We start from the raw sequence: 23157 nt of genomic DNA on the forward strand, positions 1-23157 counted from the left end.
TCCGCTCCTCGTCAGATCAGGTGGCCCGCGACGAGGAACTCGGCGAGTTCCACTCCGGCGTTGCCCTCGTCGATGATCTTGGTGCCCGCTTCTCTCGCTGGCCGCTCCGCGGTGCTCAGGATGAGAGAGTGCGCGGAGGGCTCGGCGACCGAGAGGTCGCCGAGCGACAGTACGGTAATGGGCTTCTTCTTCGCTCCGAGGATTCCCTTGAAGTTGGGAAAGCGGGCCTCCGGCGCGCGCTCGGTGATCGAGATGACGGCGGGAAGGGACGCGTGCACGTCGAGGGTGCCGTTCTCCGTCTCGCGCGCGCCGCTGATCGCGGTGTCGGTGATCTCCACGGAGTCGATTGAGGTGAGGTGCGGGAGGCCCAAGTGCTCGGCGACCATGGCGGGCATGACGCCGCCGCGGCCATCCGTCGATTCGTTACCGGCGATGATGAGGTCGTAGTCGGTGGTCGCGAGCGCCGCGGCGAGCACGGCAGAGGTGCGCACGAGGTCAGAGCCGCTGAGGTTGTCGTCGATGACGTGGATGGCGGAGTCCGCACCCAGGGACAGGCCCTTGCGCAGGGAGGCGGTCACGCCATCCGGCCCCATGGACAGGAGCACGATCTCGGTGTCTTTGTGGGAATCCTTGTAGCTCAACGCCGTCTCGAGCGCGCGCTCGACGATCTCGTCGATGATTGGCTCGCTCGCCTCGCGGTCGAGGATGCCCGTCGCGGTGTCGAGCTTGCGCTCTTCATAGGTGTCTGGCACCTGCTTCACCAGCACGATGATCTTCATTGACTCGCTCCTTACTCATCACCCTTGCGCCGGTGCTCTCGTGGAGCTCGTCGCCGCGAACAATTTCGATCGTAGGTCTATCCGATCATCGTATGCGGCAGCCCTGCGGGTACCGGCATCCCATGTGGGGTTGTCACTACGCGCGTTTATGCCTGCTCAGCCCAGTTGGAGGACGGACACATACGCGACGACTCACGGTTGGGTAACGCCATCGTCGCGCTTGCCCAGAACGCACGCGGTTCTGCCAGCATGAAGTATGCGAAGACTGCTGTCGGCTCTCGTCACCGTGTTCGCCCTGAACTCGGTGCTCCTCGGCTGCTCGATGCTGCCACAGCTGGCCTGCCCTGCGATCGGCTGGGTCAATATGGCCACAGTGACCCTCAAGGGCACGGTGCAGAAGGTACACACCGTTCAGTTGTGCATCGAAGACACGTGCTCGGTCACCGCGGACGAGATGCTACGCCAGGACGAGCCGCTGCAACTCGCGACCGCGATACCGGATGCACAGAGTGCGGTTCCGACATCCGCCCCGACCACGGTTCCCCCGATCGGTTTGCGTGTCGATGACCATACCTGGACGTTCCAGGTCGGGATGTCCGCGCCCAAGGCGGTGACCGTGCGCGCCAGTTCCGCCGATGGCACGGTGCTCGCCGAGCGCAAGGTGACGCTGGAGTGGACGCGGGTCGGCGGCACGGAGCAGTGCGGCGGACCAATGGAGGCACCAGTGGTCAGGCTGCGTGTGCGCCAATGAGTCGCCCTTGTCTTGTGGGGCACCGATGACGGTCAGGCCCTCGCTCTGCCTTCAATGTTGCAGAACGTCATCCTTTCTGTGGCGATTGTCGCCATGGGACGAGAATCGGTTGCGATGCCACGGCCCCCAGCTCGCAGAGTGGACGGTCGCGCGTCGTTGACGGGTGGGCCTTCTCACACCACTACAGCTCCGAGTTAGCCCGCCGAGCGGACTAGGTCACTGCAAGGGGATCCAGCATCGACCCGGTCGCCCCAGTGATCTTCACGGGAAGCGCGACGAAGAGGAATTCGTGCACGCCGGCGGCGGCGAGCTCTTCGAGATAGAGACTCTCGAAGAGATAGATCCCCTCGTCGATCAACAGGTGCGTGTGCACGGGCTGCGGATTGGACGGCACGCCACGATCGGGCGCGGGCTGCACCTCATAGGTCTCGGTGTCGCTCCCGGTGGCGATGACGCCCACGCTCGACAGCCAGCGCGCAGCGCTGATATCGGGACCGGCACCACGATGTCGTGCGAGCAGTTCCTCATCCGGCCAGTGGGCGAGGAGCCCGGTGCGGATCAGCACGACGTCCCACTTGCGCACCTCGACACCCTGCGAGCGTGCGATCTCGCGGAGGTCATCCGCCGTGAGCGCGTGCCCACCAGGGAGCGACTCGACTCCCATCCAGCCCGCCGCATCCAACAGGACACCACGCGTGAAGAAGGGGGGCAGCTCGCTGGCATCCCCGTGCGTCGGCCCGAAGTCCCCAAGGTCATTCTCGGCATTCGCGTCGCCATACCAGCGCCCGGGAGTTCCGACCGTCATGTGCGCGAGCGCGTCTACGTGCGCGCCCGAGTGGGACGTGCCGATGACGAGCTCGCACATGTAGCCCAATTCGATGTCGTTGCCCGGGCCCCAGGGCTCAGCGCCTGATTGCCGAATACCCTGCGGCGTGCGATAGCTCATCACTTGGAATGGCGGGTGGCCGGCAAACAACGGCATGCCCGGGAACCGTGGAACGGCCAGGGAAAACTGCTTGCCATTGCGCACCAGTTGGGCGGCATTGACGACGACCTGCGGCGGAAGGCCGCCGGCGATCGGGTGTTCCGTACTCATAGGGTGCCTCCAAAAAGCTCCTGGGTTGCGGCGGTGAGATCCGACACGTCGATTCCGACGCGGGCGAGACGGCGCACCGGCTCCGGATCCTCCATGTCGAATGGTGAATCCGTGCCCAAGACGAGTCGGCATGAGCCTGTCCTCTCCGCGAGGAATTTCAGCGCCGCGTCATCGTGGGTGATGGAGTCGAACCAGAACCGGTCGAGGTAGCTGCTCGGCACATTGGCGATCTGCACGCGGGGTTCTGCGCGCATCTCGTGTGCCCGATCGAGCCGACCGAGTTGATACGGAAGGAAACCACCCCCGTGCACGAGTGCGATGCGGAGGTTGGGGAGCCGATCCAGGATCCCTGACTGGATGAGCCGGGCAGCCGCAATTGTGGTGTCGATCGGATTGCCGAGAGTGTTGGTCATGTAGAAGTCCTCGAGGCGCTCCTTCGCGCCGAGGAAGTAGGGATGCAGCATCATCGGCACGTCCAGCCGCTCCGCTGTGGCGAAGACCGCCTCCAACGCGGGGGCGTCGATTTCCAGGGTCTCCGTGTTGGTGCCGATCTGCGCACCGTGCAAACCCAGCTCGGTCACCGCGCGATCGAGCTCGCGTGCCGCCGCCACGGGATCCTGCAACGGAAGTGTCGCGACACCGACCAGGCGATCGCTCGCGCTCACCATCTCCGCGAGCGCGTCATTCGCGCGACGAGCGTACTCCGCGGCGACGTCCGAGGGTTGGTCATAGAAGAAGAGCGTGGGAGACAGAGACACGACAGACATGTCGATGCCTTGTCTGGTCATCTCATCAAGGCGGGCCTCGACGCCGAGGAACCTCGGCTCGATGACGTACCGCATGTGTTCCGGATGACTCAGCGTCGAGCCGTCATAGGCGAGTCCGAACGGCGTGTCCTCCAGCACGAAGCGAGGGATGAAATGCGTGTGGGTGTCGATGATCATGCCGTCGTCTCCTCCGTCGGACGGGGCGCCAGCCCGAAGGCAGCGCGGGCCTGAGCGGGCGTGGCCGGTGGGCGTTGAAGCAACTCGGCGATCTGCGCCGTGCGCTGTACGAGCTGGGCATTGTCGCGAACCGGCTCGCCATAGCGATAGAAGACGTTGTCTTCCATACCGACCCGCACGTTCAAGCCCAGCGAGATGCCGACCGTGGTGAGCGGCAGTTGAGTGCGGCCCATCGAGCTCACGTTCAAACGCAGGTCGTCGGGGTCGACCGGCATGCGATACGCGCGCTCGACCATGTCTACGAGATTCGATCCCGTGCCGCGCTGGCCTCCCTGCGTGGGGGTGTGCAGCACGAAGTTGAGCACGAACGGCGCTTCGAGAATGCCCGTGGCGATGAGATATTCGACCTCCTCGAGCATGGCGCTGCTGTAGATCTCCAGTTCTGGGCGGATGCCCCGGTCGCGCATTTCGCCGGCGAATCGTTCGATGTCCGAACGGTGATTCGGGAAGAACACCTGCTCGCCCCGGATGAAGAAGTTCAGCAGACCCATGTTCAACGAGCACATCTCCGGGCTCAGGAAGACCGTCTGCAGGCGTTCCTCGACCGTGAGCAACGGGCTGCCTCCGGTGGTGAGCTGGAGCACCGCGTCGGTCTCCTCGGCGAGGCGATCATGGATCTCGCGAAAGATGCCCGGATCCATCGTGTTGGAACCATCGGGGTTTCGGGCGTGGAGGTGGAGCACGGCGGCACCGGCCTCCCAGGCGCGGATGCCCTGCTCGACGATCTCGTCCGGCTGCTCTGGCAGGTTCTCATTCGCCTCTTTACCGTGGATACCCCCGGTCAGGGCGCACGTGATGACGACCGGGGATGGCGACCATTCTCCGGGCCTTCCCGACTGCTGAGTTCTATCCGGGCGCACTTCAGCCACGTTCACTTGACACCTCCGACGAGTTCAAATATATGATGTAGGACACGTAGATAGAATATACGCCAAACTGAGATACGTATGCACGACGTTGGCACCGAGCCTCCGGTTCCTTTGGAGCGGTGGATTGATTCGGGCTCAGCGAAGAGTCGAAGAACCTTCTTCGGAAGGACAGCAAGGCCTGAAACGGCCATTACAGAGAGGCAGCAATCGATGGGGATAGCGAGGAATATCCGAGGCCGCGCAGGCGCGGGCTTGGGCATAATGATCGGCGTGCTACTTGTTGCGACAGGTTGCACCGCCGGTGACCCAGGTGCGAAACCTGGTCCGGGTTCGGATGCCGAGAGCGGCATCGAACTGATACCCGAGCAGGTGCGGGATGAATACATGGGAGTTGCCGACTTCTACGAAATCGCGACCAACCCGTATGAGAACTGGACGCCGCCGGCGCCTCCGTGGAAGCTCTGCTACAACGACTCCTACGCGGGCAACTCCTGGCGACAGGCCGGCCTCGCGCAAGCCGAGGCGCTCAACCAGCAGTTGATCGATGCTGGGCTGTCGAAGGGCGACCTCAACGTCACCAACGCCGACAACGACATCAACACCCAGGTGTCGCAGCTCAACAACCAGGTCAGCCAGGGGTGTCAGGTCATCTTCACCCAGCCTGCGTCTTCGACCGGCCTGTGCTCGGCGATCGACAACGCGTTCAAGCAGAACGTGCTCGTCATCACAATCGTCGGTCCTGCCGACTGCAAGAACGTCATCAACACGAGCCTCAACGACTACAAGGTCGGCTACGAGTCGGCCAAGTGGCTCGGATCGGCTGTCGACAAGGGTAATGTGCTCCTCGTCACCGGCATTCCCGGAGCCACGGCGAACGAGGCCCGCGTCGCTGGCGTCAAGGCTGCCCTGAAGGAGCAGTCCGGTGTGAACATCATCGGCGAGGTGGCGGGGTCCTGGACGCCGTCGACCGCCAAGACCGAAGTGCTCAAGTTCCTCTCCACGCATCCGCAGGAGATCAAGGGCGTGTGGCAGGCCGGCCTGATGATGCCCGCAACCGGTGATGCCTTCCTGCAGCTCGGTCGCGACCTTCCTCCCATCACGGGTCTAGTGGGCGAGTGCTCCGAACTCGCCTATTGGAAGAAGAACGGCATGAGCTCGACCGGTTACAACCAGGGTGGAGCACCGGCGATCTACGAAGCGTTCTACGTCGCCAACCGCATGTTGGCCGGTGGAAAACCGGTGTCCAACCTGCTGCTGTACCCGCTTCCGACGATCAACGACGACAACCTCGACAAATGGTGGACGTCGGACATGACCGTCACCAGCACGTGTGACTCGACTCCTCCGAACAATAAGGCTGTCGACGACTCCTACTGGGACCAGCTCTTCGTCGGTGGCGACAAGCCCGCATTGGTGCTCAAGCCGTAGGGCGAAGGGTGGGGCCCTCATCCGGCCCCGGACTGAGGCGCGGTCGCACGTCGCGTATGGGCACACGACGTGCGACCCGCTTCGGCCCAGTTCACAGCGCTTCACTTGCGCGTCACAGTTGAGGAGAACCATGTCATTGCCGCCCGTGCAACTCACCACCACACAGCGCCTGGTCGCCAGCGCTCGGCGAGCCGGTCCCGGTCTCATCGTGTACTTGATGGTGCCCGTCCTCTTCCTGGGCGGCGGAGTCTTCGTGGAAGGCTTCACGGGTGCGAGCAGCATCCGTGCACTCCTGGTGCTCGCGGCCATCCTGGGGATCGCCTGCATCGGCCAGACTCTCGCCATCGTCTCCGGCGGCATCGACCTCAGCGTGCCCGCTCTGATCGGCATGGCCGACGTGATGGCGACACAGTTGTACGGTCGCAGCCTGCCATTCGGCGCTGTCACCGCGATCGTCCTGACCGCCGCGCTCATCGTCGGCGCGCTCAACGGTCTATTGGCAAAGGTCCTCAACACTCACAGTCTCATCGTCACGCTGGCGATGTCCTCCCTCGTCTTCGGCTCCGTCCTCGTGCTCACCCGTGGTGACACCGGCGGCCGCATCCCGGACTGGCTCACGCAGTTCGTCTCCCCCGCCGGTTCGATCGGCCCCGTCCCCATCCCGGGCGTTGTGGTCCTCTGGGCGGTGCTTGCGGCCGCGACGGTTGTGTTCCAATACAAGACCGTCATCGGGCGGTGGGTCTACGCGATGGGTGCCAACCCCACGGCCGGCCGCCTCGCCCTGATCCCACCCGTACTGCTGTCCATGATCGTCTTCGCCCTGAGCGCACTGTTCGCTGCGGTGACGGGCATCCTGCTCGCCGGGTTCAGCGGGGGCGCCGACCCGAGCGTGGGCGACCCATACCTCTTCACGACGATCGCCGCCGTCGTCATCGGTGGAACCTCCCTCATCGGTGGACGTGGTGGGTACGGACGCACGATCGCGGGCGTCCTGCTCATCACCGTGCTCACAACACTGTTGGTCGGGCTCGGCGCAAGCGACGCAATCCAGCAGATGCTCCTCGGCGTGCTCATCGTCGTGATGATCGCGATCTACGGCCGCCAACGTCGCGTCCGGGAAGAGGTGTGAAAGATGGCAACACTTGAAGCCCGCGGCCTGCGCCGCACCTTCGGCAAGACGATCGCACTCGAGGATGCGTCCTTCACCGTCACCCCCGGAGAGGTGCACGCGCTGGTGGGTGAGAATGGCTCGGGCAAGAGCACGTTCGTCAAGCTCATCACGGGCGTTCTCAATCCGGACGCGGGAGAGTTGACCTGGGACGGACGGGTGCAGCAGTTCGCGACGCCCCGGCAGGCACAGCGGGCCGGGATCGTGGCCGTGTTCCAGGAGACCCTGGTGGTCGATGACCTCTCGGTCCTGGACAACGTCCTGCTCGGCACGGACGGCCTGATCCGGCGCACGGCGTCACGGGCGGATGCCGCCGCGCGCGCGCGGAACGCGCTCGACAGCCTCGGCCTCGAAGAGGTCAGCCTGGACACGCCGATGACCGTGCTCACGCTCAGCCGCAGACAACTCGTCACCGTCGCCAGGGCTCTCGCCCGTCCGTGGGAACTTCTCGTGCTGGACGAAGCGACATCCGCACTCGACATCGAGGATCGGGATCGACTTTTCGCGACACTCTCTTCGGAGCGCGAGCGCGGGGCGTCGGTCCTCCTGATCTCCCACCGCATGGACGAGATCAGCGACATGGCCGACCGGGTAACCGTCATGCGGTCCGGCCGAACCATCGACACGCTACAGGGCAGCGACTCGTCGACCGACCTGCTTGTCGAGATGATGTCCGCCGACCGCGACTCCCATCGTCCGGCCACGGGCGTCAAGCCGCGCGCGTCCACACAATCTGCAACGACCGTCATCCAGGCTCGAGAACTGCGCCTCACGCACGGTGGACGGGTTTTCGACGTCGACATCCGGGCCGGTGAGGTCCTCGGCATCGCCGGGCTCCAGGGACACGGACAGGACGAGCTGTTGCGCAGCCTCGCCGGGCAGACGCGCCCGCACGCCGGCACGATCGAGATCGAGAAGGCCGGCGCGTACGCGAGCATCGGCGGGATGCGGACCGCATACCGACAAGGAATCGCCTATGTACCCGGGGACCGCAAGCGCGAGGGTGTATTCGCGCCGCTGTCGGTGCTCGACAACCAGGCACTTCCGACCCTCGGGCGCCGTTCGATCGCGGGATGGATCCGGTCGAAGACCGTGCGGCGCGAGACGCAGGCCCAGGTCACGAGGCTGCGGGTCAAGACTCCCAACCTCACGCTGCCCATCTCGGGCCTGAGCGGTGGCAACCAGCAGAAGGTTCTCGTGGCCCGCTGGCTGAGCGCACGTCCGCGAGTGCTGATACTCAACGATCCCCTGCGCGGCGTCGACCTGCGCGCCCGCATCGAGATCTGCGAGCTGTTCAAGGAGCTCGCCGACGAAGGGATGTCAATCGTGTTCTTCTCCACGGAGCTCGAGGAGTTGCTCATGTGCTGTGACCGAGTAGGTGTAATGCACGAGGGCTCGCTCGGCACAATGCTGACGGGTGAGTCGATCACTCAACCGTCGATCATCTCGGGCATGTTCGGCCAGGCAGCCGGAGCACTGAAATGAAGGGACTGCGAGTAGCCGCGCGCGCTGTGTACCAGGCCGGAGCCGCCGTCGCTGCGGCGGTGATCCTGCTGGTGCTCAACTTCACCATCCAACCGTCGATCCTGTCCGCGGCCAACCTGGGGCCGTTGGTCGCGGTCGCCTCCGCGTTCATCCTGATCTCCATGGCACAGGCTCCCGCCCTCCTGGCCGGTGGCGGTGGTGTCGACCTGTCGGTCGGCCCGCTCGCCGGGCTGGTGGCGATCCTGATCGTCCAGAGCGGGGTGACCGACGTCTTTCTGGTGATCGGGCTGGTCGTGCTGGTCGGCGCGACCTCGGGGACCCTCATGGGGGCGCTGATCGCCTACGTGCGAGTGCCGCCGATCATTGCGACCCTCGGTGCGTTCCTCTTCTATTCCGGTCTCGCGCTGCACCTGCAGCCCATTCCGGGCGGAAGGGCGCCGACATGGCTCTCTGCTCTTTCGGGCACGGTACTCGGGGTGCCCGGGATGCTGTTCCCGCTGGTCGGGATCGCCATCTGCTGGACGGCCCTCATGCTCACCCCATACCGCCGCAACCTCCTCGCGGTCGGTGGGGACGCTCGTGCCGCATTCACCTCGGGCGTGAAGGTCTCCCTGACCCGACTGATTGCCTACGTCCTCTCCGGCGTCCTGGCGGCGTTCGCTGGTCTGGCCTTCGTGGCGGTGCTGGGCTCGGCCGATGCCAACGCCGCACCCTCCTACACGCTCGTCTCGCTGGCAGGAGCGGCGCTCGGTGGGGTGTCGATGTCCGGCGGGCGCGGAAGCATGCTGGGTGCCGCGGCCGGCGGGGCGACCATGTTCCTGATCCAGAATCTCCTCGGCCTCGCCCAGGTCTCGGTGTTCGCGCTGCAGGTCGTCTTCGGCGCCGCGCTCATCGTCGCCCTGGCGCTCAATAGCTACGCTGACCATCGCCGTCGAACGGGCCACCTGCGCAGCGCCCGGAACGGGGTCCGCCAACAGGCGTGAGCAACAGCTCACTGACAAGAAGGGCGGAGCCCTCTCGCTTCGCATCAACTAGGAGGTAAGAAAATGGCAGTAGATCGCAGATGGCCAAAGGGCATCTATGTTCGTGAGCTTCCATCCGTCGCCGGTAAGATATACAGTCAGGTGACCGTGGGAGACCCGGGAAGCCGGGAGGTTCACATTGCGGGAACCCTTCCCTTCGATGCTAACCAGATCTTCATTGGCGAGGGCGATGTGCGGGCCCAAACCAAGGCGGTCATGGAACACATCGGTCGCTCTCTTGCAGAGTTCGGGCTGGGTCCGGCCGACGTGCTGAGAACCAAGACATATGTCATAGACATGGAGGACTACTTGGCCAACGGCCTCACCGAATGGGTCGAGTTCTTCGACGGGACGCCACCGACATCGACCACAGTCGGCGTTACCTCGCTCGCCGACAACCGCGCTCTGGTCGAGATCGAGGCATACGCTGCTCTCCCTGGCCAGTAATAGAAGCACGCGGTCGCACCTCAGCCTGTGCGGCCGCCACCACGAGTTCGGCGATTCATCATGGTGAGTTCGACGGACTCCTCGAAGGCGACCGCTCTTCGTCGGCATCTGGAGCCGACATCGGTCGTCGACGTGGTGCTCAAGAGGCTTCGCCTGGAGATCATCAGCGGTGCCCTCGCCCCGGGGGAACCGCTGATGATCTCGGCACTCAGCGAGGAACTGGGCGTCAGCCACATTCCCGTACGGGAGGCGCTGCGCCAGCTTGAGAGCGAGGGCTTCATCCAGCGCCATCACGGTCGCGGAGTGTCCGTCACGGCGGTGACTGCCGAGCGGCTTCGCGACATCTTCAGGATCCGCTTGGCGATCGAACCGGACCTGGCAGCGCGCGCAGCGACGATGTTCACCGACGAGGCAATCGAGGAACTGGGAAGCCACCTCCACCGGCTCAAATTCGATGAGTCGCCGAACCAGCTCGAAAGCGTGCTGGGTGTGCATTACGACTTCCATCGCGCTCTCGTGTTGCCAGCGGCATCGGAGTGGGATCTCCGCATCCTCACGATCCTCTGGAACGCGAGCGATCGTTCGATCGGCGTGGTGTTCACGAATTGGGCGACCCGGTGGGGAAGCGACATCTTGAACGAGATCCACGTGTCGATGTACGAAGCCGCGGTCGCGCGCGACCCGGAAATGATGCGCGAAGCATTGACTCGGCACCTGGTCGAAGGCGTCGACATGCTCGCAGAAGCATTGGGAAGCGCACAGAAATAGCAACAGCGCGGTCGACTGGGCCTACGACGACGAACCGAATCGGCGTGCCAGCTGCGCACCGGCCACGGTGAGCCACCGTTCCGGGCTCGCGATCGCGGCGGCGGCCGAACCCGCCAAGGTCGTCAACGACAGTACGGATACGAAAGTCGACGTGTCTGCGTCCGGCGCCACCCTCCCGGCGACGAGAGCAATCGGGATCCCCGCCCGCGCCGCGAGCCCAGCGACATGGTGTGGGACCTTGCCCCCGGCGGATTGGCCGTCGAAGGAGCCTTCGCCCGTCACGATGAGGGTCGCCTCGGCCGTGGCCGCCTCGATGGCGGTGTGCACTCCGACGAGTTCGGCGATGGTGGCTGATCCCGGAACGAGCTGCGCCCCCCAAGCGAGGAGGGCATAGCCTGTCCCTCCCGCCGCGCCCGCCCCGGCCGTCATGGGGTCGGAACCGACCAGCCCCGCCAGGCGTGCGAGCCCGGATTCCAGTGTTGCGACCTCCTCGGGACTGGCCCCCTTCTGTGGACCGAAGACGGCGGCCGCACCGCGGGAGCCCAGGAGGGGATTCGTCACGTCGGCGAGTACGACTACGCCCTCGGAGGGCACCGGCGTCAGGTCGGAGAGGTCGACCGTTTCGAGCGAACCGAGGCCACGGCCGCCGCGCGCGACGGGGACGCCCGCGCCATCCATGAATCGTGCTCCGAGCGCGGAAAGCAGCCCCATGCCCCCATCAGTGGACGCGCTCGACCCGATCCCCACGACGAGACGTGACACCCCGTGCGCGAGCGCTGCCGCGATCGCCTGGCCGAGGCCGAGCGAGTCTGCATCCATCGGGCGCAGGCGCGTCGATCCCAGCAGCTCGATGCCGCTCGTGCCGGCCAACTCGACCACCGCGGTCCCGCCCGGAATCGACTGGGTCGGCGGCAGCAGCACCCAGGCGGCCTGCACCGGAATTCCTCCAGGACCGTCGACCTCCAGCGGCATCCGCCGCGCTCCCGGTACGGCCGACAGAAAGGCCGCGAGCGTTCCCTCTCCACCGTCCGCCATCGGAAAAGGACGGAGCTTTGCGTGCGGATCGACACTGCGCCACCCTGAGCAGATGGCGGCCGCGGCACTCGATGCGCTGATCGTGCCCTTGAACGAGTCCACCGCGACGATGACGGACGTCGCAGCGACGCTGGGCAGGGTCATCCGCCGACTGCCGATCTTCTACAGCCGCTTCGACCGAGCTGCAGTGCCACGTGTCCGACTCAGACGGTACTGAGCGAAAGGGCTGTGCGGATCTGGTGGGCGAGCGACTCGGCGTCGAGGCCGAACTGACGGATAACGTCGCGCGGCGGTCCGGACTCACCGTACCGATCATCGACGCCGAGCCTGACGACGCGAGTCGGCCGCCGTTCGCCGAGCAGTTCGGCGACGGCACCACCCAGACCACCGGCCCGTTGTGCCTCTTCGATCGTCACGACGAACTCGGTCGAGGCGGCGAGTGCGATGATCGCCTCTTCGTCGAGGGGCTTGATGGTGGGGACGTGCAGGACGGCCGCCGAGATGCCGCCCTCGCCGAGAATCGCTGCCGCATCGAGCGCCTCGCGAGTCATGGTCCCCGTCGCCACGATGCCGACGTCATCCCCTGTCCTCAGGGCCAGCGCGGTACCTATTGTGAATTCCTCGTAGCTGCCGAAGACCGCTTTCGTGGCGTCGCGGGCGAGACGCAGGTAGGCCGGCCGCGGATCCCGGGCCAACGCCCTCGTGGCGGCCTCGGCCTCGATGCTGTCGGCCGGAGCGATGACCACCATATTAGGAAGCACCCGCATGAGCGCGATGTCTTCCAGCATCTGGTGAGTAGCACCGTCCGGCCCGACATTGAGCCCCGTGTGCGAGCCGACGACCTTCACCGGCTGATCATTCAGGCACGCAGTCGTCTTGATCTGCTCCCAGTTGCGACCCGGGCTGAACGCGGCATAACTGCTCGTGAATGGGATGAACCCGGCGTGCGCCAAGCCGGACGCGACGGTGACGAGGTTCTGTTCCGCCACACCCACCTGGATGAAGCGCTTCGGATGCTTCTCCCGGAACAGATGCATCTGCGTACTCTCGGTGAGGTCGGCGCACAGGGCGACCACCCGGTCGTCCGTATCCCCCGCAGTCACCAAACCCCGACCAAAACCAACTCGAATCGGCTCTGCCGAAGCGGAATCCTCTGCCAGTGTGAAGACGTTCACCGTCGCACGGTCCTTTCAATCTCCTCGAGTGCCGTATCCCGCTCCGTCGAGGTAGGCGGCTTGCCGTGCCAGCGATAATCGGATTCCATAAAGGACACACCCTTCCCGGGGACGGTGTGGGCGATGAGGACGGTAGGACGATCAGCCGAGGCCCGAGCCAAAGCGAATGCGCTGACGAGGGCCCGCGGGTCGTGTCCGTCGACATCGAGCGCAGTCCAGCCGAACGCACGCCACTTCTCGGCGAGATCTCCGAGGGGCATGACGTCCTCGGTGTCGCCATCGATCTGGATGCGATTGCGATCTACGATCCCGATCAGATTCCCGAGAGAATGGGCGGACGCGAACATCGCCGCCTCCCAGATATTCCCTTCGTTGAGTTCGCCGTCACCCATCGCCACATACACCCGACGCGCCGGATCTGGACGAAGGTACTGGAGGGCATATGCATAACCGGCCGCTTGCGACAATCCGCTCCCGAGTGGGCCGCTCGTGCTTTCGAGCCCCGGGAGAGCCCGGCGCTCAGGATGACCTTGCAGCCGACTGCCGAAAGCGCGCAGCGTAAGCAGTTCGTCCTTCGGCAGATAACCGCACTCGGCGAGCGCGGCATAGAGCACAGGCGCCGTATGGCCATGACTGAGGAAGAACAGGTCGCGATCCGACCAATTCGGATCCCTCGGATCGTGCCTGAGCACATGCGCATAGAGAACGGCCATGAAGTCAGCCATGCCGAGAGGGCCAGCACTGTGTCCACTGCCGGCAGCGGCCAGCATCGTCACAATGCTCTTGCGAAGCTCCCGGGCGAACGCATCGATTCTTTCGACGTCGGCCAGAGCCACGGCGTTGGTATGCAAAAGACCTCCTGGGAGACGAGCGGATAGTGGTGGCAACTGCACGTCGCCCGGTCAGTCCGTCTCGCCTCCGACCCACAACGGAACGGGAACGAGGCCGGAAGGAATACGCACGCTCTTGATCCTCGAGAACTCCTCGAGCGTCTCGGCGACGTGCTCGCGCCCATACCCACTCGCACGGTTTCCACCGAACGGGGTCGCAGCGAGGAAGGCCCTGTTGTAGTTGTTGATGAAGACGACCCCGGCATCGATCTCTTCCGATGCCCTCCGCGCGCTCACCATGTCACGGGTGATGATTCCCGCAACCAGGGCGAACTCGGTGCTGTTCGCGATGTCGATCGCTTCCTCGAAGGTACTGAAGGACATGATCGACACGAACGGGCCGAAGATCTCCTCCTGGGCGACTCGCATGTCTTTCGTGACCCCCGTGAACACCACCGGAGCGACGTAGAAGCCTTCGGCGAGATCCGGATCGGTCGGCGTGGATCCCTGGAAGGCGACCGTGGCCCCATCGTGACGGCCTATCTCCAGATACGCGTCGACCCGGGCCTTATGCGCGGCTGTGATCATGGGCCCAACCGAGGTGCGCGCGTCGAGAGCATGACCGACACCGAGTTTGGAAGTCGCCTCTATGAAGCGCTCGGTGAACTCCTCCAGGATGCTCTCGTGGACGAGCATCCTCGAGGCAGAGGTGCACGCCTCACTGTTGTTCATGTAGGCGGCTTCGATAGCCGTCGGTATGGCCAGGTCGAGGTCTGCATCGGCGAGCATGATGAGCGGGTTCTTTCCACCCAGCTCCAGCAAAGCGCCGGTGAAGTTGTCTGCGGCGGCGTGCAGCACCTGGCGTGCGGCGCCGGGAGACCCGGTGAACGAGATGCGATCGACCCCGGGATGGCTCGTCAGTGCCGCCCCGGTAACGGCACCGAGCCCCGTGAGTGCTTGAACGACGCCGGCAGGAAACAGGTCCTCAATGAGGTGCACGATGTGCAGGACGCTCAGAGGACATTGCTCCGGCGCTTTGAGAACGACAACATTGCCCGCCGCCAACGCCGGAGCCAGTTTCGCACCGGTGTGTACAGGAGGCCAGTTGAAGGGAATGATCCCGGCGACGAGCCCGTATGGTTCCCGAACGGAGTAACTGTCGATGGGCCCGCCAGGCACATACTTCCCCTGCTGGCCTTCGACGATCGAGCCGAAGAATTCAAAGGACTCCGCACACACCCACATGTCGTAGGTGCGCGACGTTCCATAGGTCTTTCCCACCTCGAGGGATTCGATGGTCGCGATGTCATCCGCATGTTCACGCAGCCGCGCCGCAGCGAGCTTGAGCAGTCGCGCTCGCTCTCTCGGCGGCGTGGCCCGCCACGCCGGCAGAGCTGACTTCGCCGTCTTCACCGCGTGATCAACGTCGTCTGAGCCGAGGTTGGGGAAGCGCGCAAGCAGTTGTCCGGTAGAAGGGTTGTGCACATCGAACGCGTCCTGATCGGCACGCGGCGCGTATTTCTCGGCAATCGAAACGTACAACTCGGTTGAGTGCTCAACACCCAGACTCATGGTGACCTCCTCGGCACGACAGTGTAGATATGTGTCTTGAACTATAGCCTATATTATATTGCAGATGCTGCACGAGGCTTGTTCCGCTCCATCCGCCAAAGAGACCTCGAAGAGATCGCTGGTGGAATCAATCACTCTCGACGCAGCGCTGTTCTCCAGCAGGAGATGGCCCCGGCACCTGGCGACAGTGCGGCATACAAGGCAGCCCGGGACTGCACGCTAGCCGTCAGTATTCTCTTTCCGCTTCCGTCGACCGTTTGCGAGTATCGGTCGGGCTCGGCGGCCGTTCCCTGCGCCTGTCGAGGGCTATCCCTTACGCAAACGGGTCCGGGGTGAGCGTGTACTTCGTCGACAGATACTCGTGGATGCCCTCGAAGCCGCCTTCGCGACCGAGACCGGACTGCTTCACGCCGCCGAACGGTGCGGCGGCATTGGAGATCACGCCGAGGTTCAGACCCATCATTCCGGTCTGCAGCCGCTCGATCATCCGCTGTCCGCGTGCCAGATCCTTCGTGTAGACGTAGCCGACCAGGCCGTACTCGGTGTCGTTGGCCAGTCGCACCGCCTCGTCCTCGTCCGTGAACGAGGTGATCGACAGCACCGGGCCGAAGATCTCCTGGCGCAGGATCTCACTGCCGGGCACGACGCCACTGACGACGGTGGCCTCGTAGAAGGTTCCGTCGCCGTCGATGCGGTGGCCGCCGGCCAGCACGGTCGCGCCGCGGTCGACGGCATCCTTCACCAGTTCCTCCGCCTTGCTCACGGCCGTCTCGTCGATGAGCGGACCGATCGTCACGCCCTCCTCGGTGCCGCGGCCCGTGCGGAACGCCGTCACGCGCTCGGTCACCCGCCGCGTGAACTCCTCCACCACGGATTCATGCACGATGAAGCGGTTGGCCGCGGTGCAGGCTTGGCCCACGTTGCGGAACTTCGCCGCGATCGCGCCGTCGACGGCCTTGTCGAGGTCGGCATCCTCGAAGACGACGAACGGCGCGTTGCCGCCGAGCTCCATCGAGGTGCGCAGGATGCCCGTGGCCGCCTGCTTCATGAGCTGCTGGCCCACGGGCGTCGAGCCTGTGAAGCTCAACTTGCGCAACCGCGGGTCGGCGATGATCGGCTCCGAGAGAGCACCGGAGTGCGAGGTCGTGACGACGTTCACGACGCCGGCGGGAAGGCCGGCGTCGGCGAGCAGCTGCGCGAAATACAGCGTGGTGAGCGGGGTCAGCGCGGCCGGCTTGACGACGACGGTGCAGCCCGCGGCGAGCGCAGGCGCGATCTTGCGCGTCGCCATCGCGAGCGGGAAGTTCCACGGTGTGATGAGAAAGCACGGCCCGACCGGATGCTGCGACACGATCATGCGCCCGGTGCCCTCCGGATTGATGCCGTAGCGCCCCGTGACCCGCACCGCCTCTTCGGAGAACCAGCGCAGGAACTCGCCGCCATAGGTGACCTCACCGCCCGACTCGGCCAGTGGCTTGCCCATCTCAAGCGTCATGAGCAGCGCGAACTCCGCGCGGCGCTCCTGCAGCAGGTCGTAGGCGCGGCGGAGGATGTCGCTGCGAACCCTGGGGGCGGTCGCGGCCCAGGAGTCTGCCGCAGCGACCGCGGCATCCATCGCCTTCGCGCCGTCGGCGGGCGAGGCATCGGCGATCGACTTGATCTCGGCACCGGTGGACGGGTCATAGACCTTCAGCTCCCGCCCATTCTCGGCCGCTACCCACTCACCGCCGATGTACAGACCCGCGGGAACCTTCGCGAGAAGCTCGGCCTCGTTCATGCTGAGGCCAGCGCTTCCGCGACGACCCTCAGTCCCTCGGTCAGCAGTTCGTCGGAGATCGACAGCGGCGGGAGGAAGCGGATGACGTTGCCAAAGGTCCCGCAGATCAGCACTATGACGCCCGCGGTGTATGCCGCGGTCGCGATGCGGCCGGCCAGTGCACTGTCCGGCTCACCCGTCGACGGGTCGACCAGCTCGATCGCCACCATCGCACCGCGTCCGCGCAGGTCGCCGATGCGGGCATCCGTCTTCTGCATCGCTCCGAGCGCGTCGAGAAGGATGCTCCCGAGCTGCTGCGCGCGCTCGACCAGTCCGTCCTCTTCGAAGCTGCGGATCGCGGCGAGCGCCGCTGCACAGGCGAGCGGGTTGCCCGCATAGGTTCCGCCGAGACCGCCGGCGTGCGGGGCATCCATGATCTCTGCGCGGCCCGTGACGGCCGAGAGCGGCAGGCCGCCCGCGATGCCCTTCGCCGTGGTGATGAGATCGGGCACGATGCCCTCGTGCTCGCAGGCGAACATGGCGCCGGTCCTGGCGAACCCGGTCTGCACCTCGTCGGCGATGAACACGACGTCGTTCTCCCTCGCCCACTCCACGAGCGCCGGGAGGAAGCCCGGAGCCGGCACGACGAAGCCGCCCTCGCCCTGGATCGGCTCGATGATGATGGCCGCGAGGTTCGCCGCACCGATCTGCTTCTCGATCATCGTGATCGCCCGCTTCGCCGTCTCGGCACCGCTCAGCCCACCGTCACGGAAGGGGTAGGACATCGGGGCACGGTAGATCTCTGAGGCAAACGGCCCGAAGCCGCTCTTGTAGGGCATGCTCTTCGCGGTGAGCGCCATGGTGAGGTTGGTACGGCCGTGATAGGCGTGGTCGAAGGCGACGACGGCCTGCTTGTGCGTGTAGCTTCGAGCGATCTTGATCGCGTTCTCCACGGCCTCGGCACCTGAGTTGAACAGGGCACTGCGCTTCGCGTGGTCGCCGGGGGTCAGGCGGTTGAGTGCCTCGGCGACCTCGACGTAGGAGTCGTACGGTGTGATCGTGAAGCAGGTGTGGGTGAACTGGTCGAGCTGTGCGCGCACGGCCTCGACGACGGCGGGTGCACTGTTGCCGACGCCGGTGACCGCGATGCCGGAGCCGAGGTCGATAAGGGAATTGCCGTCGACATCCACGAGCACTCCCCCGCCGGCCGCCGCAGCAAAGACCGGAATGGAGTGCCCGACCCCGGATGCCACGGCCTGCCTCTTGCGCTCGGCCAGCGCGATCGACTTCGGGCCCGGAATCGCGGTGACCAGCCTGCGCTCCTGCGGAAGCGACGGGCCGCCCAGTGGAGTCGAACCCTGTTGGGTCGTGGTCTGCGGGTCGGAAACGATAGTCATCTGTCGGCCATCCTCGTGTCGTGGCTGCCGTCGTCTGCGACGGTGCTCTCAGCGCAATGCTAGGGAAGTCGTGCCCCGTCAGGTCATAGACACTGCGTATAGTGATGTCAGCCTCGTTAGCCGTCACGTCCACTGGAGGGGAGCTATGCCCGCCACCCTGCGCGCGCTGCTCGGCAGTCCTTCTTTGCAGTTGCGCCTGCTCACGCCCGAGCAGGACGCTCTCGGCACCGAGATCGCCTGGGTGCACAGCTCCGATCTCGTCGATCCGACGCCGTTTCTCTCGCCCGGCCAGGTGCTGTTGACCACCGGAACGCACTTCCCGACAGAGCCGGGGGCCGACGATTTCTACGATCGCTACGTGTCACGGCTGACCGTCCTCGGCATCACGGGGCTCGGCTTCGGCACGGACGTCATCCGTGACGGCACGCCCGACGGTCTCGTCCGCGCCTGCCGAGAGGCGGGCCTGCCCCTGTTCGAGGTGCCGTACAAGACCCCGTTCATCGCGCTCATCCGCTTCGTCGCCGACATCTCCGCGGAAGACAGCTACGCGAGGGATGGCTGGGCATTGCGCGCACAGCGCGCGATCTCGCTCGCGGCACTGCGTCCCGACGGCCTCTCGGCGACCCTCGCGGAACTCGCCACACAGCTGGGCGGATGGGTGGCACTGTTCGACTCGGGCGGCTCGCTCGACCGGGTGTTTCCGGCCGGCGCGCTCGGCGAACCCACGATCGAGGCTGTACGAGGCGACGTCGCACGGCTGCTGCGGAGCGGCCAGCGCTCCAGCGCGACCGTCACGGCTGGCACCGAGAGTCTCACCCTGCAGACCCTTGGTGCCACCGGTCGACTGCGCGGTGCCCTCGCGATCGGGGGAACGAGCGTGCGCGACCGGGCCAGTGAGCAGGTCGTCACAAGCGTCATCGCCCTCGCAAGCCTCGCGCTCGAGCAGAACCACGCGCTCGATCGCACCAAGGGCCACCTGCGATCGGGGCTGCTGCACATGCTCCTCGGCGGTGAGACCAAGCTGGTCGACGGCATCGCTCGCCAGATGTGGGGCGCGCTTCCGGTCGCTCCCGTGTGCATTGCCGTGGCGGATACGAAGCCCGACGAGGTCGATTCCATGGTCGAATACCTCGAGCTGCGGGTGGAGGGGCGTTCTGCTCCGCTCTTCTACGCCGTAGAGGGCGACACCGTCGTGCTCTGCGTGCGCGCGGCCGACCTGGCCACCGTCGAGGAGTTCGCGCGCGAGTTCGGCGCGCGCGTCGGGGTCTCCGCGCCCGCGCACTACGACAGCCTGCGCGATGCCTGGCACCAGGCCGGGATGGCACTCGCCCAGGCGCAGACGTCGACGGATGCCCCCGGCCACCTCCTGCACTTCGAGTCGCTGTCGCGGAACGGCATGCTCGCCTTCGTCGCGGGCGAGGACGCGCGGGAGCTCGGCAACGCCATCCTGAAACCGCTGCTCGATCATGATGCGGCGGAGGACACAAGACTCGTGAGCGCGGTGCGGGTGTGGCTCAGCCACAACGGCCAGTTCGAGGCGGCCGCGCGCGAGCTCGGAGTGCACCGGCACACCCTACGGGCCTGGATCGCGCTGGCCGGTGAGCTGCTCGGCCGGGATCTCGGCTCGTTCCAGGCGCGTGCTGAGCTGTGGGTGGCCATCCTCGCGACCATGCACTGACGCTGGTCGAGCGGCTGCGACGAAGGAGCAACCCTTTCGAGTCCGAGTGGCGTCAGTTGAAGGCGCTGAGGCCGGTCAGCGCACGTCCGAGGATGAGCGTGTGGATCTCGTCGGTGCCCTCATAGGTGCGCACCGATTCGAGGTTTGCCAGGTGTCGCATCACCGGGAACTGGCTCGTGATGCCGTCCCCTCCGAGGATCGCGCGGGCCTCGCTCGCTATCCCGATCGCCTCCCGCACACTGTTGAGCTTCCCGACGCTGATCTGGGTGGGCGTAAGCGCGTCCCGCTCCTTCAGGCGACCCAGATGCAGGGCGAGCAGCACCCCCTTCTCGTACTCGACGAACATGTTCGCGAGCTTCGACTGGATGAGCTGGTTCGCTCCGATCGGCCTGCCGAACACCTCCCTGCTCGTCGAGCGATCGAGCGCCGCTTCGAGGCAAGCGCGAGCCGCACCCATCGCGCCCCAGATGATCCCGTAGCGCGCATCGTCCAGGCAGCTGAACGGGCCGGAGAGCCCGCGGGCCCCGGGAAGCATGGCCGACTCCGGCACCCGGACAGAGTCGAGCTGGATGTCGCACTGGATCGAGGCGCGCATCGAGAGCTTGGTATCTATCGCGGTCGCCGTGAATCCCGCCGCGTCGGTCGGCACGAGAAAGCCGCGCACCCCGTCCTCTGTCTTCGCCCAGACCACGGCGACATCCGCAATGCTCGCAAGCCCGATCCACCGCTTGCTGCCGTCGAGAATCCAGTCAGTACCGTCGCGGCGTGCGGTCGTGAGCATGGCGGCGGGATCGCTGCCACCGGTCGGTTCCGTGAGGGCGAAGCATCCGATCTTCTCTCCTCGGGCCATCGCCGGCAGCCACTCGTGCTTCTGCTCGTCCGAGCCGTACTTGGAGATCGCACCCATGGCCAGCGATCCCTGCACGGAAACGAAGGTGCGCCATCCGCTGTCCGCTGCCTCGATCTCGAGGCAGACCAGACCGTAACTGACCGCGCTCGCTCCCGCACAGCCCTCGTCGTCGAGGTGCATGCCAAGGAATCCGAGCGAGCCCAACTCTCCGACGAACTCGCGCCTGAAGTGCTTGTCCTCGAAGTCCTGCTCTATCACTGGCAGGATGCGGTCGGTCGCGAATGCGCGCGCCGCGTGTGCCCAGCCGATCTCTTCCTGACTGAGCAAGCCGTCGAGATCGAACGCGGTTTCCAGCAGTGTCGTCACGCCGATCCTCTCGTCGAGTGTTCCGCGCGCGGCAGCGCCTGGCGACGACCACCGTTCAGCGTGGATTCATCCTATAGCGCAGCATTCTTGCTCGACCTGGGCCGTGAGCACGACATAAGGTTGTGGGAACGTGCAGCGCTGCCGAATCTCTTCGGTCGCGCGCGCCCCGCGCACCCAGGAGTGAGGAACATCATGAGCGACTTCGCAGTAGTGAATCCGGCGACCGGCGAGACGGTCAGGGACTACCCCACGATCACGGATGCGCAGCTTGCGAGCGCGATCGGACGGGCGGACGATGCCCACCGCGGCTGGTCCCGCGGAACCACCGTCGCCGAGCGGGCGAGTCTGATCCGGCGCGTGGGTGAGCTGCACGTCGAACGTCGTGAAGAGCTCGCCGACATCATCGTGCGCGAGATGGGCAAGCCGCGGGAGCAGGCCCTCAGCGAGATCGACTTCAGCGGCGACATCTACGGCTACTATGCCGACAACGCCGAAACTCTCATGGCAGACGAGAACATCGACCTGCTCGGCGGGGACGGCACGGCCCTCGTTCGGCGCAGTTCTCTCGGGGTACTGCTCGGCATCATGCCGTGGAACTTCCCCTACTATCAGGTGGCCCGCTTCGCCGGCCCGAACCTCGTCATCGGCAACACCGTGCTGCTCAAGCACGCGCCGCAGTGCCCGGAGTCTGCCGCGGCCATCGAACAGATGTTCCTCGACGCGGGGTTCCCCGACGGCGCCTACGTGAACATCTACGCCACCAACGATCAGATCGCCACGGTCATCGCTGACCCACGCGTTCAGGGCGTCTCGCTCACCGGCTCCGAGCGGGCGGGCGCTGCCGTTGCCGAGATCGCGGGCCGCCACCTCAAGAAGGTGGTGCTTGAGCTGGGCGGCTCCGACCCGTTCATCCTGCTCAGCACGGACGACCTGGATGCCACGGTCGAGGCGGCGGTCTCCGCACGAATCGACAACAACGGCCAGGCCTGCAATGCGGCCAAGCGATTCATCGTGATCGACGAGCTGTACCAGCCGTTCCTCGACAAGTTCACCGCGGCGATGACCGCCGTGAAGCCCGGCGACCCGATGTCGGCCGGCACCGTGCTCGGTCCGCTCTCCTCCGCCGGCGCGACGGCGCGGCTGCAGGACCAGCTCGATCGCGCGGTCGCCGGGGGTGCACGCCTCGTCGCCGGAGGGAGACGCGACGACAACTTCTTCTATTCGACCGTACTCACCGACATCACACCGGACAACGATGCATACCACGAGGAGTTCTTCGGTCCCGTCGCCGCGGTCTACCGGGTGGGCTCAGAGGACGAAGCGATCGCCCTTGCCAACGACACCCCGTTCGGACTCGGCTCTTACGTGTTCACGACGGACGCCGACCAGGCCATGCGCGTCGCCGACCGCATCGAGGCCGGCATGGTCTTCATCAACGTGGTGGGTGCCGACAGCCCGGAGCTGCCCTTCGGTGGCGTCAAGCGCTCGGGTTCCGGCCGCGAGCTCGGACGCTTCGGTGCGGACGAGTTCGTCAACAAGAAGATGATCCGCATCGGCTGACACCGCGTCGAAGCGCGGCAACCCTCGGCAGTGTGCGCGGATATGCTCGCGCGCATCCGGTCCTGGAACAATAATGGGGACTGCGCCACCGAATTTATCGCCGTGCGCGGGAAGGGGCAGC

The 23157-nt window shown here is 65.6% G+C and carries 20 protein-coding genes; 9 read left to right on the plus strand and 11 right to left on the minus strand.

The features are described from left to right. Positions 1-11 precede the first annotated feature (11 nt). A complete protein-coding gene (locus ABUA28_RS08910; RefSeq protein WP_349903692.1) occupies positions 12-779 on the minus strand; it encodes an electron transfer flavoprotein subunit beta/FixA family protein in 768 nt (255 codons plus the stop codon). 256 nt (positions 780-1035) lie between these two features. On the opposite strand from ABUA28_RS08910, the gene ABUA28_RS08915 reads away from it, so the two are divergent. Beyond that, the gene (locus ABUA28_RS08915; protein ID WP_349903693.1) at positions 1036-1530 is read left to right on the plus strand and encodes a hypothetical protein; all 495 of its coding nucleotides are present in this window, start codon (positions 1036-1038) and stop codon (positions 1528-1530) included. Positions 1531-1741: 211 nt separating this feature from the next. Here ABUA28_RS08915 and ABUA28_RS08920 read toward each other — a convergent pair whose 3' ends face one another. From ABUA28_RS08920 to ABUA28_RS08930, 3 genes are read right to left on the minus strand one after another with little or no spacing between them, the layout of a single operon-like run. Then, the gene (locus ABUA28_RS08920) at positions 1742-2626 is read right to left on the minus strand and encodes a cyclase family protein (RefSeq protein WP_349903694.1); all 885 of its coding nucleotides are present in this window, start codon (positions 2624-2626) and stop codon (positions 1742-1744) included. After that, positions 2623-3570 carry an amidohydrolase family protein gene (locus ABUA28_RS08925; RefSeq protein WP_349903695.1) on the minus strand — a complete coding sequence of 316 codons (948 nt, stop codon included), beginning with the start codon at positions 3568-3570 and terminating at the stop codon, positions 2623-2625. Before ABUA28_RS08925 ends, ABUA28_RS08920 begins: the two co-directional genes overlap by 4 nt. Continuing rightward, positions 3567-4505 (minus strand): BKACE family enzyme, encoded by a 939-nt coding sequence (locus ABUA28_RS08930; protein ID WP_349903696.1) that lies wholly within the window; start codon positions 4503-4505, stop codon positions 3567-3569. Before ABUA28_RS08930 ends, ABUA28_RS08925 begins: the two co-directional genes overlap by 4 nt. Before the next feature lie 264 nt (positions 4506-4769). Here ABUA28_RS08930 and ABUA28_RS08935 point away from each other — a divergent pair, with 264 nt between their 5' ends. The 6 genes from ABUA28_RS08935 to ABUA28_RS08960 all read left to right on the plus strand — a co-directional run bounded on the left by ABUA28_RS08935 (position 4770) and on the right by ABUA28_RS08960 (position 10817). Next, a complete protein-coding gene (locus ABUA28_RS08935; protein ID WP_349903697.1) occupies positions 4770-5927 on the plus strand; it encodes a substrate-binding domain-containing protein in 1158 nt (385 codons plus the stop codon). A 130-nt stretch (positions 5928-6057) separates the two neighbouring features. Beyond that, on the plus strand, positions 6058-7056 hold the full coding sequence (locus tag ABUA28_RS08940; protein ID WP_349903698.1) for an ABC transporter permease: 999 nt from the start codon (positions 6058-6060) through the stop codon (positions 7054-7056). 3 nt (positions 7057-7059) lie between these two features. Next, on the plus strand, positions 7060-8580 hold the full coding sequence (locus ABUA28_RS08945) for a sugar ABC transporter ATP-binding protein (protein WP_349903699.1): 1521 nt from the start codon (positions 7060-7062) through the stop codon (positions 8578-8580). Next, entirely contained in the window at positions 8577-9563 is a 987-nt protein-coding gene (locus ABUA28_RS08950; RefSeq protein ID WP_349903700.1) for an ABC transporter permease, read from the plus strand. Before ABUA28_RS08945 ends, ABUA28_RS08950 begins: the two co-directional genes overlap by 4 nt. A 63-nt stretch (positions 9564-9626) precedes the next feature. After that, positions 9627-10049, plus strand: a complete 423-nt coding sequence (locus tag ABUA28_RS08955; RefSeq protein ID WP_349903701.1) for a RidA family protein — start codon at positions 9627-9629, stop codon at positions 10047-10049. A gap of 60 nt (positions 10050-10109) precedes the next feature. Further along, complete coding sequence (locus tag ABUA28_RS08960; protein ID WP_349903702.1) at positions 10110-10817, plus strand: GntR family transcriptional regulator; 708 nt, start codon at positions 10110-10112, stop codon at positions 10815-10817. 21 nt (positions 10818-10838) lie between these two features. Here the strand turns inward: ABUA28_RS08960 and ABUA28_RS08965 are convergent, their stop codons facing one another. The 6 genes from ABUA28_RS08965 to gabT all read right to left on the minus strand — a co-directional run bounded on the left by ABUA28_RS08965 (position 10839) and on the right by gabT (position 18582). After that, positions 10839-11996, minus strand: a complete 1158-nt coding sequence (locus ABUA28_RS08965; protein ID WP_349903703.1) for a glycerate kinase — start codon at positions 11994-11996, stop codon at positions 10839-10841. Between the two features lie 59 nt (positions 11997-12055). Continuing rightward, a complete protein-coding gene (locus ABUA28_RS08970) occupies positions 12056-13027 on the minus strand; it encodes a transketolase family protein (protein WP_349903704.1) in 972 nt (323 codons plus the stop codon). Then, positions 13024-13878, minus strand: a complete 855-nt coding sequence (locus ABUA28_RS08975; protein ID WP_349903705.1) for a transketolase — start codon at positions 13876-13878, stop codon at positions 13024-13026. The genes ABUA28_RS08970 and ABUA28_RS08975 overlap by 4 nt, the downstream gene beginning before the upstream one ends. A gap of 51 nt (positions 13879-13929) precedes the next feature. After that, the gene (locus tag ABUA28_RS08980) at positions 13930-15429 is read right to left on the minus strand and encodes an aldehyde dehydrogenase family protein (protein WP_349903706.1); all 1500 of its coding nucleotides are present in this window, start codon (positions 15427-15429) and stop codon (positions 13930-13932) included. A 313-nt stretch (positions 15430-15742) separates the two neighbouring features. Further along, positions 15743-17206: an NAD-dependent succinate-semialdehyde dehydrogenase gene (locus ABUA28_RS08985; RefSeq protein WP_349903707.1), complete on the minus strand. Its 1464-nt coding sequence runs from the start codon at positions 17204-17206 to the stop codon at positions 15743-15745. Continuing rightward, entirely contained in the window at positions 17203-18582 is a 1380-nt protein-coding gene (gene gabT, locus ABUA28_RS08990; RefSeq protein ID WP_349903708.1) for a 4-aminobutyrate--2-oxoglutarate transaminase, read from the minus strand. The genes ABUA28_RS08985 and gabT overlap by 4 nt, the downstream gene beginning before the upstream one ends. A gap of 145 nt (positions 18583-18727) precedes the next feature. Between gabT and ABUA28_RS08995 the strand changes: the two genes are divergently transcribed. After that, a complete protein-coding gene (locus ABUA28_RS08995; protein ID WP_349903709.1) occupies positions 18728-20260 on the plus strand; it encodes a PucR family transcriptional regulator in 1533 nt (510 codons plus the stop codon). Between the two features lie 52 nt (positions 20261-20312). Here the strand turns inward: ABUA28_RS08995 and ABUA28_RS09000 are convergent, their stop codons facing one another. Continuing rightward, complete coding sequence (locus tag ABUA28_RS09000) at positions 20313-21476, minus strand: acyl-CoA dehydrogenase family protein (RefSeq protein WP_349903710.1); 1164 nt, start codon at positions 21474-21476, stop codon at positions 20313-20315. 192 nt (positions 21477-21668) lie between these two features. On the opposite strand from ABUA28_RS09000, the gene ABUA28_RS09005 reads away from it, so the two are divergent. Beyond that, complete coding sequence (locus tag ABUA28_RS09005; RefSeq protein ID WP_349903711.1) at positions 21669-23036, plus strand: NAD-dependent succinate-semialdehyde dehydrogenase; 1368 nt, start codon at positions 21669-21671, stop codon at positions 23034-23036. Positions 23037-23157 lie beyond the last annotated feature (121 nt).

The organism is Parafrigoribacterium humi, from assembly GCF_040227205.1.
Taxonomy (GTDB): domain Bacteria; phylum Actinomycetota; class Actinomycetes; order Actinomycetales; family Microbacteriaceae; genus Parafrigoribacterium_A; species Parafrigoribacterium_A humi.

Coding starts and splice junctions, on each gene's coding strand:
- ABUA28_RS08945 (WP_349903699.1), top strand. CDS start 7,060: ATGGCAACACTTGAAGCCCGCGGCCTGCGCCGCACCTTCGGCAAGACG.
- ABUA28_RS09005 (WP_349903711.1), top strand. CDS start 21,669: ATGAGCGACTTCGCAGTAGTGAATCCGGCGACCGGCGAGACGGTCAGG.
- ABUA28_RS08910 (WP_349903692.1), bottom strand. CDS start 779: ATGAAGATCATCGTGCTGGTGAAGCAGGTGCCAGACACCTATGAAGAG.
- ABUA28_RS08920 (WP_349903694.1), bottom strand. CDS start 2,626: ATGAGTACGGAACACCCGATCGCCGGCGGCCTTCCGCCGCAGGTCGTC.
- ABUA28_RS08955 (WP_349903701.1), top strand. CDS start 9,627: ATGGCAGTAGATCGCAGATGGCCAAAGGGCATCTATGTTCGTGAGCTT.
- ABUA28_RS08995 (WP_349903709.1), top strand. CDS start 18,728: ATGCCCGCCACCCTGCGCGCGCTGCTCGGCAGTCCTTCTTTGCAGTTG.
- ABUA28_RS08950 (WP_349903700.1), top strand. CDS start 8,577: ATGAAGGGACTGCGAGTAGCCGCGCGCGCTGTGTACCAGGCCGGAGCC.
- ABUA28_RS08965 (WP_349903703.1), bottom strand. CDS start 11,996: ATGACCCTGCCCAGCGTCGCTGCGACGTCCGTCATCGTCGCGGTGGAC.
- ABUA28_RS08925 (WP_349903695.1), bottom strand. CDS start 3,570: ATGATCATCGACACCCACACGCATTTCATCCCTCGCTTCGTGCTGGAG.
- ABUA28_RS08940 (WP_349903698.1), top strand. CDS start 6,058: ATGTCATTGCCGCCCGTGCAACTCACCACCACACAGCGCCTGGTCGCC.
- ABUA28_RS08985 (WP_349903707.1), bottom strand. CDS start 17,206: ATGAACGAGGCCGAGCTTCTCGCGAAGGTTCCCGCGGGTCTGTACATC.
- ABUA28_RS08980 (WP_349903706.1), bottom strand. CDS start 15,429: ATGAGTCTGGGTGTTGAGCACTCAACCGAGTTGTACGTTTCGATTGCC.
- ABUA28_RS08915 (WP_349903693.1), top strand. CDS start 1,036: ATGCGAAGACTGCTGTCGGCTCTCGTCACCGTGTTCGCCCTGAACTCG.
- ABUA28_RS08960 (WP_349903702.1), top strand. CDS start 10,110: ATGGTGAGTTCGACGGACTCCTCGAAGGCGACCGCTCTTCGTCGGCAT.
- gabT (WP_349903708.1), bottom strand. CDS start 18,582: ATGACTATCGTTTCCGACCCGCAGACCACGACCCAACAGGGTTCGACT.